The following is a 17,176-nucleotide window of genomic DNA, read 5'->3' as shown; positions in this document are numbered from 1 at the left end:
TATGCACCTCACCGGCCGGCCCCTGCACGTGCGGCACGAGTAACGAGAGTTCCCCATGACAGCTGACAGCACTCCGGCGCTCGTGCGGGACGCGGATGCGGAGACCGAGGGCCCGGCACAGTCCGGTCCGTCGCCCGCACGCGGCCCACGGGCGCGCAACACCAAGGCATACCTCCGATACGTCGTGACCAAGATCGCCGGCGCGGCGGTCTCGCTCTTCGCGGTCCTGGTCACCAGCTTCTTCCTCTTCCGGCTCATCCCGAGCGACCCGGTGAAGCAGATGACCGGCGGGCGTCCCACCTCCGCCGAACAACTCCAGGCCATGCGGCACGAGTTGGGCCTCGACCTGCCGATGTGGCGGCAGTTCGTCTCGTACGTCGGCGACGCGCTCACCGGCGACTTCGGGACGTCGTTCCAGTACCACACGCCGGTCATCGACAAGATCACCGCGGCGCTCCCGGCCACCCTGCTCCTCACCGGTACCTCGTACCTCCTGTACACCGCGCTCGGCATCTGGCTCGGCACCCGTACCGCCTGGCGCAACGGCTCCCGGAGCGACCGCTTCCACACCGCGTTCGCGCTGACGCTCTACTCGGTGCCGTCGTTCTGGCTGGGCCTGCTGCTGATCATCGTCTTCTCGGTGGGCATCGGCCCGATCCCCGGTCTGTTCCCGACCGGCGGCCTGGCCTCCGCCGACGGCGCGACCGGCCTCGCCCACATCCTGGACGTGGCGCACCACCTGGTGCTGCCGGTGATCACGCTGGTGGCGGTCGGCTACGCGCAGACGCTGCTGGTGATGCGCTCGTCGCTGCTCGACGAGATGGGCAGCGACTATCTGACGACGGCCCGCGCGAAGGGGCTGCGGGACGACTCCGTACGGCGCAAGCACGCCGTGCCGAACGCGATGCTGCCGACCTTCACGCTGATGTTCGTGAACCTCGGGCATGTGGTGGCCGGGCAGATCCTGGTGGAGACGGTGTTCTCCTGGCCGGGGCTCGGCGGGCTGTTCTACGACTCGCTCAGGGTGCCCGACCTCCCGCTCGTCCAGGCGCTGTTCTTCGTCTTCGCCACCGCGGTGATCCTGGCGAACACCCTGGCCGACCTGCTCTATCCGCTGCTCGATCCCCGGGTGGGCCGATGACGACCGAATCCATGCCCACGTCCACCGGGACGCCCACGGAGCCGGCGCCCGCGCCCGCGCAGAGTGCGCGGGCCCTGGCCCGGGCCCGCAAGCGCCGGTCCGCCGCCCGCTTCTGGCGGGAGTACCGCAAGCACCGGAGCGGGCTGTGGGGGCTGGGCGCGCTCGTCCTGATCGCGCTGATCGCCCTGTTCGCGCCGCAGCTGGTGGGCGCCGACGCGCAGAACGTGACCAACGCCCCCGGTGGTGCGCTGGAGTCGCCCAGCGGCGCGTTCCCGCTGGGCACCGACCAGTACGGCCGGAGCGTGCTGGCGCTGCTGGTGTGGGGGGCCAGGATCTCGCTCACCGTGGGGCTGCTCGCGGCGTTCCTCTGCGTCGCCATCGGCACGGTCGTCGGGATCGTCGCGGGGCACTTCCACGGCTGGTACTCCACGGTCCTCATGCGGATCACCGACTGGTTCCTGGTGATGCCGACCCTGGTCCTGGCCATCGCGCTCGCCACCGTGATGGACCGTTCGATGTGGACGGTCATCATCGCGATCGGCGTCACCACCTGGCCGACCACGGCCCGGCTGGTGCGGGCCCAGACCCTCTCCGTGGAGTCCCGCCCGTACATCGAGCGGGCCCGCGCGCTGGGCGGCGGCCACGGCCATGTCATGGTCCGGCACGTGCTGCCGAACGTGATGCCGCTGGTGCTCGCCCAGACCACCCTGGTGATCTCCAGTGCGATCCTCACCGAGGCGACCCTCGCCTTCCTCGGCCTCAGCGACCCGACCTCCACCTCCTGGGGCGGCATGCTCCAGGACGCCCGTTCCGCGGGTGCGGTGAGCGCGGGCGACTGGTGGTACCTGGCCCCGCCCGGCATCGCCATCGCGCTGGTGGCCCTGGCGTTCACGCTGTGCGGGCGCGCCGTCGAGTCCGTCCTCAATCCCAAGCTGGGGGTGGCCCGTTGAGCACGACGAGCATCCAGAAGACACCGCTCCTCGACGTACGGGACCTGACGGTGACGTACCCGGGCGGGGCACGGGCCGTCCGCGGGGTGGACCTCTCGGTCGACGCGGGGCAGAAGCTCGGCATCGCCGGTGAGTCCGGGTGCGGGAAGTCGACGCTGGCGCTGGCGCTGCTGCGGCTGCTGCCCGCCGGCACGAAGGTCACCGGCGAGATCCGGCTGAACGGCGAGGACGTCCTCGCCATGAAGTGGGGCCAGGTCCGGGCGGTCCGCTGGGCGGGCGCCTCGATCGTCTTCCAGGGCGCGATGCACTCGCTCAACGCCGTGCACCGCATCGGCGACCAGATCGCCGAACCGATCCTGCTGCACAAGCTCGCGACACCGGAAGGGGCGGTGAAGCGGGTCGGCGAACTGCTGGAACACGTGGGGCTCCCCGCCTCCCGGGCCTCCGCCTATCCGCACGAGCTCTCCGGCGGACAGCGGCAGCGCGTGATGATCGCGATGGCGCTCGCCTGCGATCCGGGCCTGATCATCGCGGACGAGCCGACCACGGCCCTCGACGTGATGATCCAGGCGCAGATCCTCCGGCTGATCGAGCGGCTGGTGGCCGAGCAGGACCTCGGTCTGATCATGATCAGCCATGACCTCGCGGTGCTCTCGGACACCTGCGACCGGCTCGCGGTGATGTACGCGGGCCGGGTCGTCGAGGAGGGCCCGGCCGCCGAGGTATACGAGCACGCGCACCATCCGTACGCCAAGGCCCTGTCCGGCGCGTTCCCGCGCATCGGCGACCCGGCCTCCCGGTTCGCCCCCCGCGGGCTGCCCGGCGATCCGCCGGACCCCGCGGCGCTGCCCGGCGGCTGCACCTTCCACCCGCGCTGCCCGGCGGCCGTGGAGTCCTGCGCCAGCGAGGACCAGGAGCTGCTCACCGTGGGCGCGGAGCGGCGGGTCGCCTGCGCGCTGGTGGAGCCCGGGGAGGCCGTGACCGCGGCCCTGCCGGGCGCCGAGGAAGCAAGGAGCACAACATGACCACGACCCCTCCCCTGCTCAGCGCCCAGGAGCTGAAGGTCTCCTTCCCCGGCCGGCGCGGGGCCGCACCGGCGCGGGCCGTGGACGGTGTCGACCTGGACATCCGGCCGGGCGAGATCGTCGCCCTCGTCGGTGAGTCCGGCTGCGGCAAGACCACACTGGCGCGCTCGCTGCTGGGCCTGGTCCCCCCGACATCCGGCCGGGTCACCTTCGACGGCGAACCGCTCGACTACGGCAGCCGGGCGCTGAAGAAGTACCGCAAGCGGGTCCAGCTGGTGCTCCAGGACCCCAGCGGCTCCCTCAACCCCCGGCACACGGTGTACGACGCCGTCGCCGAGGGGCTGCGCATCCACGGATACGCGGGCGACGAGCGGGCGGCGGTCGCCGACGCGCTGTCGCGGTCGGGGCTCCGGCCGCCGGAACGGTTCTTCCTGCGGTACCCGCACGAGCTGTCCGGCGGGCAGCGCCAGCGGGTGGTCATCGCGGGCGCGCTGGTGCTGGAGCCCGAGCTGATCGTGGCCGACGAGCCGGTGGCCTCGCTGGACGCCTCGGTGCGCGGCGAGATCCTGGCCCTGATGCTGCGGCTCCGGGACGAACTGGGGCTCTCCGCGCTGGTCGTCACGCACGACCTCGGACTGGCGTGGAACATCGCGGACCGGGTCGCCGTGATGTACCTCGGGCGGATCGTGGAGACCGGCAAGGTCGAGGAGATACTGACCGCGCCCAGGCACCCGTACACCCGGGCGCTGCTGTCGGTGCTGCCGGAGTCCGGGGACGAACCGGTGATCCTGACCGGTGAGCCGCCGGACCCGTCCAAGGTCCCGTCCGGCTGCCGCTTCCACGCCCGGTGCCAGGTGCTGGCCTCGGGCGAGGCCGAGCGCGCGGGCGTCGCGGCGGACTGCCGCACGAAGGACCTGCCGGTGCTCACCGGCGACGGGCAGACCCAGGTGGCCTGCCACTGGGCCGCCGCCACGGGGACCGGGGCGTAGCACGCGCGGGGGCCGGGACCGTTCCGTACGGTCCCGGCCCCGGCGCTCTCAGCCCCGTTCGTACGCGGCGACCAGCTCGCTGCACCGCTTCACATCGGCGGCCATCGCCACCAGCAGCTCGTCGACCGAGCCGAACTTCAGCATCCCGCGCACATACGCGAGGAAGTCCACCGAGACGTGCAGCCCGTACAGGTCGAGGCCGACGCGGTCGATCGCGTACGCCTCCACCGTCCGCTCCGTGGCGTCGAACTGCAGGTTGGTGCCGACCGAGATGGCGGCGGGCATCGCCTCGCCGTCCACGTTCAGCCAGCCCGCGTAGACGCCGTCGGCGGGGATCGCGGTGTGCGGCAGGGTCTCCACGTTGGCGGTCGGGAAGCCCAGCTCGCGGCCGCGCTGCGCCCCGCGCACCACGACGCCCTCCACCCGGTGCGGGCGGCCCAGGATCTCGGCGGCGCCCGCGACGTCGCCCTCGGCGACCAGGCGCCGGGTCAGGGTGGAGGAGAACGGCTCGCCGCCGCCCGCCTCGCCGCTGACGTACAGGTCGACGACCTCGACGCGGTAGTCGTACGTCGCGCCGAACTCGGTGAGCAGCTCCACATTGCCCGCGGCACGGTGGCCGAACCGGAAGTTCGGTCCCTCGATGACCAGCCGGGCGTGCAACTTGTCGACGAGCACCTTCACGATGAAGTCGGCCGGCGCCAGCTGGGAGAACGCGGTGGTGAACGGCAGGACGAGCATCGCGTCCACGCCCAGCTCCGCCATCAGCTCGGCGCGCCGGTGGTGCGGGGCGAGCAGCGGCGGATGGCTGCCGGGCCGTACGACCTCGCTGGGGTGCGGGTCGAAGGTGACCACGACCGCGGGCACGCCCAGCTCGCGGGCGCGCTCCACGGCCCGCCCGATGATCAGCTGGTGTCCGCGGTGCACCCCGTCGTAGGAGCCGATGGTGACGACGCTGCGTCCCCAGTCGTCGGGGATGTCCTCCAAGCCACGCCAGCGCTGCACTCTGACCGCTCCTCGCCCTCACCTGTGTACGTGGGTGTCCCTTACGCAGGTCTAAGACTGCCATGCTCACGCCGCGCGGCCTGCATCGGCATCGCCTTCGGCCCGCCCGCCCCCGCCACCGCCCGCCGTGCGTCCGGCCCGATCAGGGACTCCCACTGCCCCGGCGCGTCGGCCAGCCAGCCGGTCACCAGCCCGGCGAATCCGGGCACGGCACTGGCCAGCTCCACCAGCCGGGCCTCGAAGCGGGCCGCGCCCTCGGGGGTACGGGACAGCAGGGTGCCGGTGCGGTGGACCAGGGCGCGGGTCCGGACCGGGGCGCGGGTGCCCGAGCCGGTCGCGGCGGCGCACAGCAGCGCGTCGAGCACGGCCGGGTCGCGGTGGTCCTCCTGCTCGAAGTCGAGGAGGACCTCCAGCAGCTCCTCCCGCAACGGCCCGGAGGCGGCGCTGCCGGGCGAGGCGAGCGCTCCGGCGAGCGACGCCCGCACCGGCGGCGGCACCGGCCGGCCCCGCAGCAGCCCGGTCACCAGCGGCAGCAGCAGGGCGCGGGCGGCGGGGCCGCGCTCCAGCCTGCGGTCCACATACCCGGCGGCGTGCACGGCGTCCCGCGGGTGGCTGTCGACATAGGCGCGGACGAGCCCCGCGGTGTGCAGGGCGAGCGCGGGGGCGTCGATCCCGGCGAGGGCCCACAGCACCTCGCCCGCCCCCTCGTCCGGCCGGGTCAGCCGCTCCCGGAAGGCCGCGAGGACCTGTTCCGGGTGGGAGGGCAGCGCGGTGGCGAGCGCCTCGGCGCCGGGCCCCGCCTCCCCCGCGACGAAGGCCCGCAGCGCCTGCGGGAGGTACCGGTCGCGGGTGTCGGGGTCCTGGACGAGCAGGGCGAGCGCGGCCCCGTGCTGGGCGGCGTCGGCGGGACGGGCCAGCAGGGCGAGGGCCGTGCCCCGCAGCAGTTCCCGGTCGGTGCCCGGGGTGGCGTGCGCCTGGGCGAGCAGGGCGTAGGAGGCGGCGGCGGTACGGCGGGCGCTGCGCTCCTCGTCGTGGGCCCAGCGGTGGACGGCCCGGCACAGCGCGGCGGGCTCGTCCTCGGCCAGGGCGGCGAGCAGCTCCGCGGCCCTGGGGTGGGGGGTCGCGACGAGCGCGTCGGCCAGATCGTCGACGGCCAGGTCCCGGCGGGTGTGCAGGAGTGCCTGGGCGGCGGTGGCCACGGTCGGGCGCGGGGCGTCCCCGGCCCCGGCGGCCAGCGGGCGCTCGTCGGTGAACCAGCCGCAGAGCAGCGGCTGCACCTCCCGGGGGCGTTCGGCGAGCCGCCGCGCGACGGCGTCCAGGAACCGCTCGCCGCCCCCGCCGGGAGTGTCGGCGGGCAGCAGGAGGCGGAACAGGTCGAGCCGGTCCTTCTCCGCGAGCCTGAGCCCCCGCCAGAACCAGGGCCCGAACACGGCGTACGTCCCCGGCCCGCCCGGCCCTCCGGTGGCCGCCCGGCGCACCACCCGGCCGGCCAGCAGCCGCAGCACGCCGAGGTACGGCCGCGCGTCGGGCACCCGGAGCAGGGTCTGCTGGATCAGCCGGACCGCCCACCAGCGGGCGTCGCGTTCCGGGGAGCCGGCATCCGGCTCCGGCTCCGGAACGCCCCGGGCCGGGAGGCGGTCCAGCGCGCCGATCAGATCGGCGAGCTGGTGGGAGAGCGCGGCGGGCCCCTGGCGGCGGCCCATGAGCAGGAGGGCCTGGACCACCGGACCGATGCGGTGGCGCGGCACGGGCAGGGTGCGCGGCCCGTCCGGCTCCGCCTCCGGGGCCCGTTCCGGCGGGGGTGGAGCGGCCGAGCGCCTCGGCCTCGGTACCCGGAGCCGGGCGGCCACGGTAGCGTCGGGTTCCGGTTCCCCGGCCGGGCCGGCCGGTGCGTGCCATCGGTGGACCAGGGCGCGCAGCGCCGCGTCCACGTCCAGGTGGGTGCCCTGCACCCAGTCGCCCAGTTCCTCGTGGGCGAAGCGGTAGCCGGTGCCCGCCGGGACGATCAGGCCCTCGGTGAGGACGGCCGAGGCCCAGCCCGTGCGCCAGGGGAAGACCGCCTCGAACACCTCCCGGCCGAGCTCCCCCTGCCCGGGGCCCAGACAGCGCCGCGCCGCCTCGTGGACCTGCCCCGCCACCCGGGCCGCCAGCCTGCGGACCGCCGTCCCGCCCGGCGCCGGACCGGCCGCCGCCGCGATGCGGACGGCGATCCGCAGGCACATCAGGTCCAGGTGGGCGGCGAAGACCTCCTCGGTGTCGGGCTGTCCGGCCACGTCCCCGGGGAGCGCGGCGCGCACCTCGGCGAGCAGCCGCAGGGTGAGCGGGTGCCGGTCGTGGCCGGGGGCGAGGGCGTCGGGCGGGATGCCGTACCGCTCCTTGGCCCGCTCCGCCTGGACGGCGGTGAGGTCGCCCAGCGGGACCGCGTCCGGCAGCCGCTTTGCCGGGCGGGCGGGGCGGTGCAGCGAGCCGGGCGGGCAGAGCGCCCCGGCCGTCTCCCAGTGCTCGGGCCCGCAGCCGATCACCAGCCGCGCGCCGTGCTCCCGCAGCCAGGCGACCGTGGCTGTGGTCCAGCGGGCCGGTTCGAGGGCCAGGGCGGGCGGCATCTCCTCGGGCCCGTCCAGCACGACGAGGAGCGGGCTGCCGGACTCCTCGGCCAGCCGGGCCACCCGCTCGGGGGTGGCGCTCGTCATGTCGCCCGGGGCCCCGGCGGCGGAGACGATCCGCCCGGCCCTGCGCAGCGCGCGGGCGACGGCGTCGGCGACCGAGGTGTCGTCGGCCAGCAGATCGGCGCCGCGCAGCCAGAGCGTGGGGGCGGGCACCGGGCCGCGTGCCCGCCGCGCGGTGAGCGCGGCCAGCTCCGTGGTGCGGCCGGTGCCGGGCGCCCCGACCAGGCCGAGGACCACCGCCGACACCGTCCGGTCCTCCGGGGCGGCGAAGGCGTTGAACTCGGTGATGACGTCGGGGCGCTCGACCGGACCGGGGCCGCCGCCCGGCCCGTCCGCCGAACCGAGCGAGGTCGCGGTGAGATGCAGGGCGCCCGCCAGGTTCAGGTCCCGGCCGTATCCGGGGACGGTGCACGCGTTGCGCCGCAGCAGCTCGTCGAACGGGCCGTGGCCGCCCGCCGCCGTCCACAGCGGCACGGCGAAGGCCGCGCCCGGGTGCTCGGCGCGCAGCGTGGCGCCCAGGACGGCGATGACCGCACCGCTCTCCGGGTCGAAGACGGGCCCGCCGACGGCCGCGCCCCCCGTCCGCACGGCGTCCCGGCCGTCCGTCCCGAGCGCCAGCTCCAGCGCCGCGCCGATCCGGTGGGGGCGGCCGTCGGCGGTGTACGTCACGGGGGCGGTGCCGAGCACCCGGGCCTCGCGTCGGCCGTGCGCGGCGATCGTCACGTACGTACCGGGCTCGATGCCGTCCCGCCGGGCGATCGGGACCGGCTCCGCGCCCAGCGCGCCGGGGCCCGGGGTGCGCAGCAGCGCGAGGCCCAGGGCGGGCAGCGGGGTGATGCCGCCGGGCCCCACGGTGTGGCCGCGGCCGTCCGGCCCGTGGAGCACCGGCCGGGCCAGGCCGGTCACGGCTTCGTGGCTCGTCACCACCGTGCCCCGGTCGTCGGCGACGAATCCGGTGCCTCTCGGCCGGCCGCCCGGATCGCAGATACGTACCAGCGCTGCCCGGTCCCCGCTTCGCATGGTCCGACGTTAGGCCCGGATGATCGGCGACTACGCCACTCGGAGGAGAAACGCCCCCGTATGCACCCTGGATTCACTCCGAGCGCTGCCCCGGGCGGGTGAATGACCGGCGCCGGGTGGACGGCTGCGGGGCGGGTGCGGATCGTTCCCGCACCCGCCCCGCGGCAGGAGTGTGCACCCAGGAGGGCCGTCCCGTCCTCAGGCGAAGACAGCGAGGCTCTTGGCCTTGCCCTTCTGCTCCTCCACCAGGGCGAGGAAGCGCCCGTCGGGCCCGAAGACACCGACCGGTCCCGGCGGGAAGGCCGGCATGTCCAGCCGTACGCCGTTCAGCAGCAGCCGGGCGCGCTTCTCGTCCACGTCCCAGCGGGGGAAGGCCGAGGCGGCTGCCTCGGCCACCGGCATCACGGTCAGCTCCTCCTGGTGCTGGTCGAGCGTCCGCGCCGCGTCGAGACCGTACGGCCCGACGCGGGTGCGCCGCAGCGCGGTCAGATGCCCGCCGACGCCGAGCCCGGCACCGAGGTCCCGGGCGATGGCACGGATGTACGTGCCCGAGGAGCAGACGACCGAGACGATCAGGTCGACGACGGGGGTGCCGTCCTCGGCGGTCTCGGGGCGGACGTCGTAGACCCGGAAGGACGAGATCGTCACCGGGCGGGCCGGGATCTCGAACTCCTCGCCGCCGCGCACCCGCGCGTAGGACCGCTTGCCGTCGATCTTGATGGCACTGACCTTGGACGGCACCTGCATGATCGGGCCGGTCAGGGCGGCGACCCCGGCGTCGATCGCCTCGCGGGTCACCCCGGAGGCGTCGGTCGACGAGGTGATCTCGCCCTCGGCGTCGTCCGTCACGGTGTTCTGGCCGAGCCGGATCGTACCGAGGTACTCCTTCTCGGTCAGGGCGAGGTGGCCCAGCAGCTTGGTGGCCCGCTCGACGCCGAGCACCAGGACGCCCGTCGCCATCGGGTCCAGGGTGCCGGCGTGGCCGACCCGCCGGGTCCGGGCGATGCCGCGCATCTTGGCGACGACGTCGTGCGAAGTGAAGCCGGACGGCTTGTCGACGATGACAAGGCCGTCCGGCGTGTTCTGCGATGTCATTCGGAGGCGGCGTCCTCGTCGTTCTCGTGGTCCGCCTTGCGGTACGGGTCGGCCCCGCCCGCGTAGCTGGCGCCCGAGGACGCCTCGCGCACCCGGGCGTCCGAGGCGCGCGCCCGGTCGAGGAGGTCCTCGATCGCCTTGGCGTTGTCCGGCAGGGCGTCCGCGACGAAGGCGAGCGTGGGGGTGAACTTCGTCCCCGCCGCGGCGCCGACCGCCGACCGGAGGATGCCCTTGGCGCTCTCCAGACCGGCCGCGGCGCTCGCCCGCTCCTCCTCGTCGCCGTAGACCGTGTAGAAGACCGTGGCCTCCCGCAGGTCACCGGTGACCCGGGTGTCCGTGATGGTCACGTGCGTACCCAGCCGCGGGTCCTTGATGCCGCGCTGCAGTTTCTGGGCGACCACCTCCTGGATGAGGTCCGCCAGCTTCTTAGCCCGCGCGTTGTCGGCCACTGGTCCGTCTCCTTCTTCGCCTTGCTCAATCGTCTTCGTCGCTGTGTACCCGCCGTCGTACGGACAGCAGCTCCACTTCGGGGCGAGCGGCCACCAGCCGCTCGCACCGGTCCAGCACATCTGTGAGGTGTCCGGTGTTCCCGGAGACCACGGCAAGGCCGATCTGGGCCCTGCGATGGAGATCCTGACCGCCCACCTCCGCCGCGCTCACCGCGAATTTCCGCTGGAGCTCGGCGACGATCGGACGGACGACGGAGCGCTTCTCCTTCAACGACCGTACGTCGCCGAGAAGCAGATCGAAGGACAGTGTCCCCACATACATGAATGTCCGGATGTCCCGCCGGTTCGGGTTCGTGCCCCGCCCGTGCTGGGCGGGGACACCAGAACCGTACACGGAACGGCCGGGGCCGATCGACGGAAATACGACCCGTCGACCGGCCCCGACTGTTGCGGAAGGACCCGGGGGCGAACCCCCGGGTCTCCCCGTGGATCAGCCTCGCGGCTTCTCGCGCATCTCGTAGGTCGCGATGACGTCGTCGACCTTGATGTCGTTGAAGTTTCCGAGGTTGATACCACCCTCGAAGCCCTCGCGGATCTCGGTGACGTCGTCCTTGAAGCGACGCAGACCGGAGATGGTGAGGTTCTCCGCGATGACCTTGCCATCGCGCAGCAGGCGCGCCTTGGTGTTGCGCTTGACCTCGCCGGAGCGGACCAGCACACCGGCGATGTTGCCCAGCTTGGACGAGCGGAAGATCTCGCGGATCTCCGCCGTACCGAGCTCGACCTCTTCGTACTCCGGCTTGAGCATGCCCTTGAGGGCCGCCTCGATCTCCTCGATGGCCTGGTAGATCACCGAGTAGTAGCGGACGTCGACGCCCTCGCGCTCCGCCATCTGCTGGGCACGCCCGGCAGCGCGGACGTTGAAGCCGATGACGATGGCGTCGGAGCCGGTCGCCAGGTCGATGTCCGACTCGGTGACCGCACCCACACCGCGGTGCAGGACCCGGATGTCCACCTCTTCGCCGACGTCGAGCTGGAGCAGCGAGGACTCGAGAGCCTCCACCGAACCGGACGCGTCGCCCTTGATGATGAGGTTGAGCTCCTGGACCAGACCGGCCTTGAGCGCCTCGTCCAGGTTCTCCAGGGAGAACCGGACGCCCTTGCGGGCGAAGTTGGCGTTGCGCTCGCGGGCGGCACGCTTCTCGGCGATCTGACGGGCCGTACGGTCCTCGTCGACCACCAGGAAGTTGTCACCGGCACCCGGGACGTTGGTGAGACCGAGCACGAGGACGGGGGTCGACGGACCCGCTTCCTCGACGTTCTGACCGTTGTCGTCGAGCATCGCCCGGACACGGCCGTACGCGTCGCCGACCACCATGGTGTCACCGATGCGCAGCGTGCCTCGCTGGACCAGGACGGTCGAGACCGCACCGCGGCCGCGGTCGAGGTGGGACTCGATCGCGATGCCCTGCGCGTCCTGCTCCGGGTTGGCCCGCAGGTCGAGCGAGGCGTCCGCGGTCAGAACCACGGCCTCCAGCAGCTGGTCGATGTTCAGGCTCTGCTTGGCGGAGATGTCGACGAACATCGTGTCGCCGCCGTACTCCTCGGCCACCAGACCGAACTCGGTGAGCTGACCGCGCACCTTGGTCGGGTCGGCACCCTCGACGTCGATCTTGTTGACCGCGACCACGATCGGCACGTCGGCCGCCTTGGCGTGGTTCAGCGCCTCGATCGTCTGGGGCATCACACCGTCGTTCGCCGCCACCACGAGGATCGCGATGTCGGTGGACTTCGCACCACGGGCACGCATGGCGGTGAACGCCTCGTGACCCGGGGTGTCGATGAAGGTGATCTTCCGGTCCTCGCCGTTGACCTCGGCGGAGACCTGGTAGGCACCGATGTGCTGGGTGATGCCGCCGGCCTCGCCCGCGACGACGTTCGTCTTGCGGATCGCGTCCAGCAGTCGGGTCTTGCCGTGGTCGACGTGACCCATGACGGTGACGACCGGCGGACGCGGGATGAGGGCCTCTTCGCCGCCCTCGTCCTCGCCGAACTCGATGTCGAAGGACTCGAGCAGCTCGCGGTCCTCCTCCTCCGGGCTGACGATCTCCAGGACGTAGTTCATCTCGTCCGCGAGCAGCCGGAGCGTGTCGTCGGAGACGGACTGCGTGGCGGTGACCATCTCGCCGAGGTTCATCATCACGGCGACGAGCGACGCCGGGTTGGCGTTGATCTTCTCCGCGAAGTCGGTGAGGGAGGCACCGCGCGACAGACGGACGGACTGCCCGTTGCCGCGGGGCAGCATGACGCCGCCCACCGACGGGGCCTGCATGGCCTCGTACTCCTGGCGCCTCTGCCGCTTCGACTTGCGACCACGACGCGCCGGACCGCCGGGACGGCCGAACGCACCCTGCGTGCCACCACGGCCACCGGGACCGCCGGGACGGCCACCGAAGCCGGGACGACCGCCGAAGCCGCCGCCACCACCGGGACGGCCCGCGCCGCCACCGCCACCGCCGCCACCGGGACGGCCGGCGAAGCCGCCGCCACCGCCGCCGGGACCGGCCGGACGACCGGCGAAGCCGGGACGACCGCCACCGCCGCCACCCGGACGACCGCCGCCACCGGGACCACGGCCACCGGGGCCGCCGCCGGGACGCGGACCGGCCGCGGGACGCTGCGGCATCATGCCCGGGTTCGGGCGGTTACCGCTGGGGGCACCCGGACGGGGCGCCTGCGGACGCGGCATGCCACCCGGGGTCGGACGGGCGCCGCCCTGACCCTGGGGACGCGGGGCGCCACCGGGGCCGCCCTGCGGACGCGGGGCGGGACGGTCCTGGCCACCGCCGGGACGCGGGGCGCCACCGGGACGGGGGGCCTGCGGACGGGCCATGCCCGTCGAGCCGCCGGACGTGAAGGGGTTGTTGCCCGGACGGGGACCCGCCGGACGGGCGCCGGGGCGCGGAGCACCCTGGCCACCGGGGCGCGCCGGACGGTCGCCGCCGCGCTGGCCGCCATCACGCTGACCGCCGTCACGCTGACCGCCGGCCGGGGCCGGACGGGCGGGACGCGGGCCAGGAGTGGCGCCCGAGGGACGCGGAGCCTGCTGCGGGGCCGGGGCCGGCGCCGAGAACTCGGCGGCCGGGACCGGGGTCACCGGGGCGGGCTTGGGCGCGGGACGCGGACCCGGACGGGGGCCCGCGGACGGCGCGGGGGTGCTGCTCGCCGGGGCGGCGGCGGCCGGCTTGGGGGCCGGTGCGCCGGGCTTCGGGGCAGCGGGACGTGCCGCGGCGGCCGGGGAGGGCGCCGAGGGCTTGGCCGGCGTCGCCTTGCGGGGCGCGCCGGGCTTCGCAGCGGACTTGCCGGCGTTGCCGCCGGGCCCCTGCAGTGCGTCAGTCAACTTGCGTACAACCGGCGCCTCGATCGTCGAGGACGCCGAACGGACGAATTCACCGAGTTCCTGGAGCTTGGCCATGACGACCTTGCTCTCCACACCGAACTCCTTGGCGAGTTCGTATACCCGGACCTTAGCCACTTCGCTCCTTTTAGGTCCGGGTTACCGCCGGACCGTCGCTACTTCATGGGCGTACTCATCGCGTACTCATCGAGTGCTCATCGCAATCTCGACCTACTTCCAACTCGCGAGGTACCTGACCGCACGGGGTTCCGTGCCGTTCGTTCTCTTACGGTGTCCCCCGTTCGACGAACCGCCGTACCTCGGCGGGGTCGAACGGTCCCTTGGCCTTGAAGGCCCGGGGGAAGGACCGGCGGCGAACCGCCAGGTCCAGACAGACGGAGGCGGGGTGTACGTAGGCACCCCGGCCGGGCAGCGTACCGCGAGGATCGGGAACACAGGTGTCCCCGTCCGCGACGATGCGCAGCAGCTCGCTCTTGGCCGCCCGCTCCCGGCATCCCACACAGGTTCGCTCAGGGCAAGCGCGGGCTCGCGTTCGGCCAGACACGGCTAAGTCTACCTCCCCGCATCGACCTCACCCCTTTGGGGCAAGAATCGAACGGATGTTGTCGTGATCTCAGCGACTCGGTGCCGAGACGTATTCCCTGCCGGACGGACCGGGTCAGCGGCGCTCGGACCGCTCGCGGGCCCGCTCGGCACGCTCCCGGTCGGCCGCGTCGCGCTCGTCGTCGGTCTCGGTGTCCGGACGGATGTCGATCCGCCAGCCGGTGAGCCGGGCGGCGAGGCGGGCGTTCTGGCCCTCCTTGCCGATCGCCAGCGACAGCTGGTAGTCGGGCACGGTGACCCGGGCGGAGCGGGCACCGAGGTCGACGACCTCGACCTCGCTCACCCGCGCGGGTGACAGCGCGTTGGCGACCATCTCGGCCGGGTCGTCCGACCAGTCCACGATGTCGATCTTCTCGCCGTGCAGCTCGGCCATCACATTGCGCACCCGGCCGCCCATCGGGCCGATGCAGGCGCCCTTGGCGTTCAGCCCGGAGCGGGTCGACCGGACCGCGATCTTGGTGCGGTGGCCGGCCTCGCGGGCGATCGCGCAGATCTCGACGGAGCCGTCGGCGATCTCCGGGACCTCCAGCGCGAAGAGCTTCTTCACCAGGCTGGGGTGGGTCCGCGACAGCGTCACGGACGGGCCGCGCACGCCCTTGGCGACCCGCACGACATAGGTGCGCAGCCGCAGGCCGTGGGTGTACTCCTCGCCCGGGACCTGCTCCTGCACCGGCAGGATGGCCTCCAGCTTGCCGATGTCGACGAGGACGTTCTTCGGGTCCTTGCCCTGCTGGACGACACCGGTGACGACATCGCCCTCGTGGCCCGCGTACTCGCCGAAGGTCTTGTCGTCCTCCGCGTCGCGCAGCCGCTGGAGGATGACCTGCTTGGCGGTGGTCGCGGCGATCCGCCCGAACCCGGACGGGGTGTCGTCGAACTCCTTGGGCTCCTGGCCCTCTTCCAGGTCGGCCGGGTCCTCCTTCGCCCACACCGTCACATGGCCGCGCTCGTCGATCTCGACCCGCGCACGGCGGTGGCTCCCGTCGGTCCGGTGGTAGGCGATGAGGAGGGCCGACTCGATCGCCTCGACGAGCACGTCGAAGGGGATCTCCTTGTCCTGCGCCAAGCCCTTCAAGAGCTTCACATCGATGTCCACGGCTACGCCTCCTCTTCCTTCTTGTCCTTGCGGTTGAATTCGATCTCCACGCGCGCCTTGGCGATCTCGTCGAAGGCGACCCGGCGGGAGGTGGGCCTGCGCCCCTTGACGCCCGGCACCTCCAGGTCGAGGCCCTCCTCGTCCACGGCGAGGATCCGGGCGACCAGGTCGCCACCCTCGCGCAGCTGGAGCTTGGCCAGGCGGCCCGTGGCACGTACGTAGTGGCGGTGCTCCGTCAGCGGACGGTCGGCACCGGGGGAACTGACTTCGAGGACGTACTCGTCCTCGCCCATCGCGTCGGTCTCGTCGAGCCTCTCGGAGATCGCGCGGCTCAGCTCGGCACAGGCGTCCAGCTCGACGCCCTGCTCGGAGTCCACGACGATACGCAGTACGCGGCGGCGGCCGGCCCGGGACAGATCGATCTCCTCGAGATCGAGTCCTTCGGCGCTGACGAGCGGTTCGAGCAGCCCTCGCAGCCTCTCGCTCTGGGTGGTGCTCATCCGGGTGACTCCTCGGCCGCGTGTGCTGTTGTGGGGATCGTCGTGTGTCAGGTCAAAGGGTATCCGGTCCCGAGGGGTGTTGCCGTCCGCCCACTCCCCCGCCGCGGGTACGCTCGCCTGCGGTGATCACTTCAGGACAGAACCAGTCAAGACACGTACAGGCCCGGAGGAGAACAGTGCGGCGCACGGGGACGACGCGCAGGGGGGCGCTCACCGCGACGGGAGCGGCCGCCCTCGGGGCGGTGCTGGCCGGCTGCGGTGGCGGGCGCGAGGAGGGCTCCGGCCGGTCCGGCCCGGCGACCGCGGCCGAGCAGGCCGCCGCGGTACGGGCGGAGCGGCGGATCCGGACCGCCGAGGCCCGGACCAGCCTGGAGCTGCTCGGCCGGTACGAGCGGGTGGCGGCGGCCCATCCGTCGGCCGCCGCCGCCCTCGCGCCGTTGCGGGACGCGGTACGGGCCCATGCCGAGGCGCTGGCCCCGGCCGGTGCGGGCGGGGGCACGGCCGCGCCGTCCCCGTCGGCTGCCCCGGACAGCGCCCGGTCCGCCCTGAAGGAGCTCGCCGCGGCGGAGCGCCGGGCGTCGGACGCCCGGCTGACGGCCCTGGCGGCCGCCCCGCCGGAACTGGCCCGGCTGCTGGCGTCGGTCGCCGCGGCCGACGCGGCCCACGCCTTTCTGCTGACCGGGATCGCCAAGGAGGTCGCGGCATGAGCGCCGGGACGCTGGGGGCCGCCCAGGCGGCCCTGGCCGCCGAGCACGCGGCGGTGTACGGCTACGGGGTGGTCGGCGGCCGGGTCGCCGGGGGCCGCCGGGCCGAGGCCACGGCCGCGTACCACGCGCACCGGGCCCGCCGCGACGCGCTGGTGCGGACGGTGCGCGGGCTGGGCGGTGAGCCGGAGGCGGCCCGCGCCGCGTACGCCCTGCCGTTCGCCGTGCCGGACCCGGCCGCGGCGGTCCGGCTGGCGGCCGTGCTGGAGGACCGCGTCGCCGGGGTGTACTCCGACCTCGTCCGGGCCGCCGAGGGACCGTTGCGGCGGGAGGCGGCCGACGCGCTGCGCGAGGCCGCGGTGCGCGCGGTCCGCTGGCGGGGCGGCGGCGTACCCTTTCCCGGGCTCGTCGAGCGGGACACCGCCGGCACTCGGGCCGGGGCCTCCGCGCAGACCGGGGCCCGTACGGCCCCGCACGGGGCCGATGTGACGAACGGGCCGGGTGCTCCGCACTGAGCA

At 73.8% G+C, this 17,176-nt stretch carries 15 protein-coding genes; 6 read left to right on the top strand and 9 right to left on the bottom strand.

What is annotated here, in order from left to right; all coding sequences use genetic code 11:
* Window positions 1-55 precede the first annotated feature (55 nt).
* From ACWC97_RS24345 to ACWC97_RS24330, 4 genes are read left to right on the top strand one after another with little or no spacing between them, the layout of a single operon-like run.
* Window positions 56-1,141, top strand: a complete 1,086-nt coding sequence (locus tag ACWC97_RS24345; protein WP_352276428.1) for an ABC transporter permease — start codon at window positions 56-58, stop codon at window positions 1,139-1,141.
* Complete coding sequence (locus ACWC97_RS24340; RefSeq protein ID WP_385212108.1) at window positions 1,138-2,091, top strand: ABC transporter permease; 954 nt, start codon at window positions 1,138-1,140, stop codon at window positions 2,089-2,091. The genes ACWC97_RS24345 and ACWC97_RS24340 overlap by 4 nt, the downstream gene beginning before the upstream one ends.
* A complete protein-coding gene (locus ACWC97_RS24335) occupies window positions 2,088-3,116 on the top strand; it encodes an ABC transporter ATP-binding protein (RefSeq protein ID WP_352276426.1) in 1,029 nt (342 codons plus the stop codon). Before ACWC97_RS24340 ends, ACWC97_RS24335 begins: the two co-directional genes overlap by 4 nt.
* Window positions 3,113-4,105, top strand: a complete 993-nt coding sequence (locus ACWC97_RS24330; RefSeq protein WP_450651518.1) for an oligopeptide/dipeptide ABC transporter ATP-binding protein — start codon at window positions 3,113-3,115, stop codon at window positions 4,103-4,105. Before ACWC97_RS24335 ends, ACWC97_RS24330 begins: the two co-directional genes overlap by 4 nt.
* 48 nt (window positions 4,106-4,153) lie before the next feature.
* Here ACWC97_RS24330 and ACWC97_RS24325 read toward each other — a convergent pair whose 3' ends face one another.
* From ACWC97_RS24325 to rimP, 9 genes are all read right to left on the bottom strand, one after another.
* Window positions 4,154-5,107: a bifunctional riboflavin kinase/FAD synthetase gene (locus ACWC97_RS24325; RefSeq protein WP_450651516.1), complete on the bottom strand. Its 954-nt coding sequence runs from the start codon at window positions 5,105-5,107 to the stop codon at window positions 4,154-4,156.
* Between the two features lie 41 nt (window positions 5,108-5,148).
* The gene (locus ACWC97_RS24320) at window positions 5,149-8,793 is read right to left on the bottom strand and encodes a trypsin-like peptidase domain-containing protein (protein ID WP_450651514.1); all 3,645 of its coding nucleotides are present in this window, start codon (window positions 8,791-8,793) and stop codon (window positions 5,149-5,151) included.
* 198 nt (window positions 8,794-8,991) lie between these two features.
* The gene (truB, locus tag ACWC97_RS24315; protein WP_352276420.1) at window positions 8,992-9,888 is read right to left on the bottom strand and encodes a tRNA pseudouridine(55) synthase TruB; all 897 of its coding nucleotides are present in this window, start codon (window positions 9,886-9,888) and stop codon (window positions 8,992-8,994) included.
* A complete protein-coding gene (gene rbfA, locus ACWC97_RS24310; protein ID WP_352276418.1) occupies window positions 9,885-10,337 on the bottom strand; it encodes a 30S ribosome-binding factor RbfA in 453 nt (150 codons plus the stop codon). Before rbfA ends, truB begins: the two co-directional genes overlap by 4 nt.
* A gap of 25 nt (window positions 10,338-10,362) precedes the next feature.
* Entirely contained in the window at window positions 10,363-10,659 is a 297-nt protein-coding gene (locus ACWC97_RS24305; protein ID WP_352276416.1) for a DUF503 domain-containing protein, read from the bottom strand.
* A gap of 168 nt (window positions 10,660-10,827) precedes the next feature.
* On the bottom strand, window positions 10,828-13,872 hold the full coding sequence (gene infB, locus ACWC97_RS24300) for a translation initiation factor IF-2 (protein WP_352276414.1): 3,045 nt from the start codon (window positions 13,870-13,872) through the stop codon (window positions 10,828-10,830).
* 148 nt (window positions 13,873-14,020) lie between these two features.
* Window positions 14,021-14,299: a YlxR family protein gene (locus ACWC97_RS24295; RefSeq protein WP_352276412.1), complete on the bottom strand. Its 279-nt coding sequence runs from the start codon at window positions 14,297-14,299 to the stop codon at window positions 14,021-14,023.
* A gap of 114 nt (window positions 14,300-14,413) precedes the next feature.
* Window positions 14,414-15,454 carry a transcription termination factor NusA gene (gene nusA, locus ACWC97_RS24290; protein ID WP_352276410.1) on the bottom strand — a complete coding sequence of 347 codons (1,041 nt, stop codon included), beginning with the start codon at window positions 15,452-15,454 and terminating at the stop codon, window positions 14,414-14,416.
* A 2-nt stretch (window positions 15,455-15,456) separates the two neighbouring features.
* The gene (rimP, locus tag ACWC97_RS24285) at window positions 15,457-15,954 is read right to left on the bottom strand and encodes a ribosome maturation factor RimP (RefSeq protein WP_352276409.1); all 498 of its coding nucleotides are present in this window, start codon (window positions 15,952-15,954) and stop codon (window positions 15,457-15,459) included.
* 176 nt (window positions 15,955-16,130) lie between these two features.
* Between rimP and ACWC97_RS24280 the strand changes: the two genes are divergently transcribed.
* Together ACWC97_RS24280 and ACWC97_RS24275 are read left to right on the top strand one after the other, a co-directional pair.
* On the top strand, window positions 16,131-16,661 hold the full coding sequence (locus ACWC97_RS24280) for a hypothetical protein (RefSeq protein WP_352276407.1): 531 nt from the start codon (window positions 16,131-16,133) through the stop codon (window positions 16,659-16,661).
* Window positions 16,658-17,173: a ferritin-like domain-containing protein gene (locus ACWC97_RS24275; RefSeq protein WP_352276406.1), complete on the top strand. Its 516-nt coding sequence runs from the start codon at window positions 16,658-16,660 to the stop codon at window positions 17,171-17,173. Before ACWC97_RS24280 ends, ACWC97_RS24275 begins: the two co-directional genes overlap by 4 nt.
* Window positions 17,174-17,176 lie beyond the last annotated feature (3 nt).

It is taken from the genome of Streptomyces sp. NPDC001108 (genome assembly GCF_053598535.1).
This window is presented reverse-complemented; position numbering and strand designations above follow the sequence as displayed.

Bases quoted from the DNA above. Each gene is read 5' to 3' on its own strand.
- ACWC97_RS24305 (WP_352276416.1), bottom strand. From the start codon at position 10,659: ATGTATGTGGGGACACTGTCCTTCGATCTGCTTCTCGGCGACGTACGG.
- ACWC97_RS24340 (WP_385212108.1), top strand. From the start codon at position 1,138: ATGACGACCGAATCCATGCCCACGTCCACCGGGACGCCCACGGAGCCG.
- rimP (WP_352276409.1), bottom strand. From the start codon at position 15,954: ATGAGCACCACCCAGAGCGAGAGGCTGCGAGGGCTGCTCGAACCGCTC.
- ACWC97_RS24320 (WP_450651514.1), bottom strand. From the start codon at position 8,793: ATGCGAAGCGGGGACCGGGCAGCGCTGGTACGTATCTGCGATCCGGGC.
- ACWC97_RS24345 (WP_352276428.1), top strand. From the start codon at position 56: ATGACAGCTGACAGCACTCCGGCGCTCGTGCGGGACGCGGATGCGGAG.
- ACWC97_RS24330 (WP_450651518.1), top strand. From the start codon at position 3,113: ATGACCACGACCCCTCCCCTGCTCAGCGCCCAGGAGCTGAAGGTCTCC.
- truB (WP_352276420.1), bottom strand. From the start codon at position 9,888: ATGACATCGCAGAACACGCCGGACGGCCTTGTCATCGTCGACAAGCCG.
- ACWC97_RS24275 (WP_352276406.1), top strand. From the start codon at position 16,658: ATGAGCGCCGGGACGCTGGGGGCCGCCCAGGCGGCCCTGGCCGCCGAG.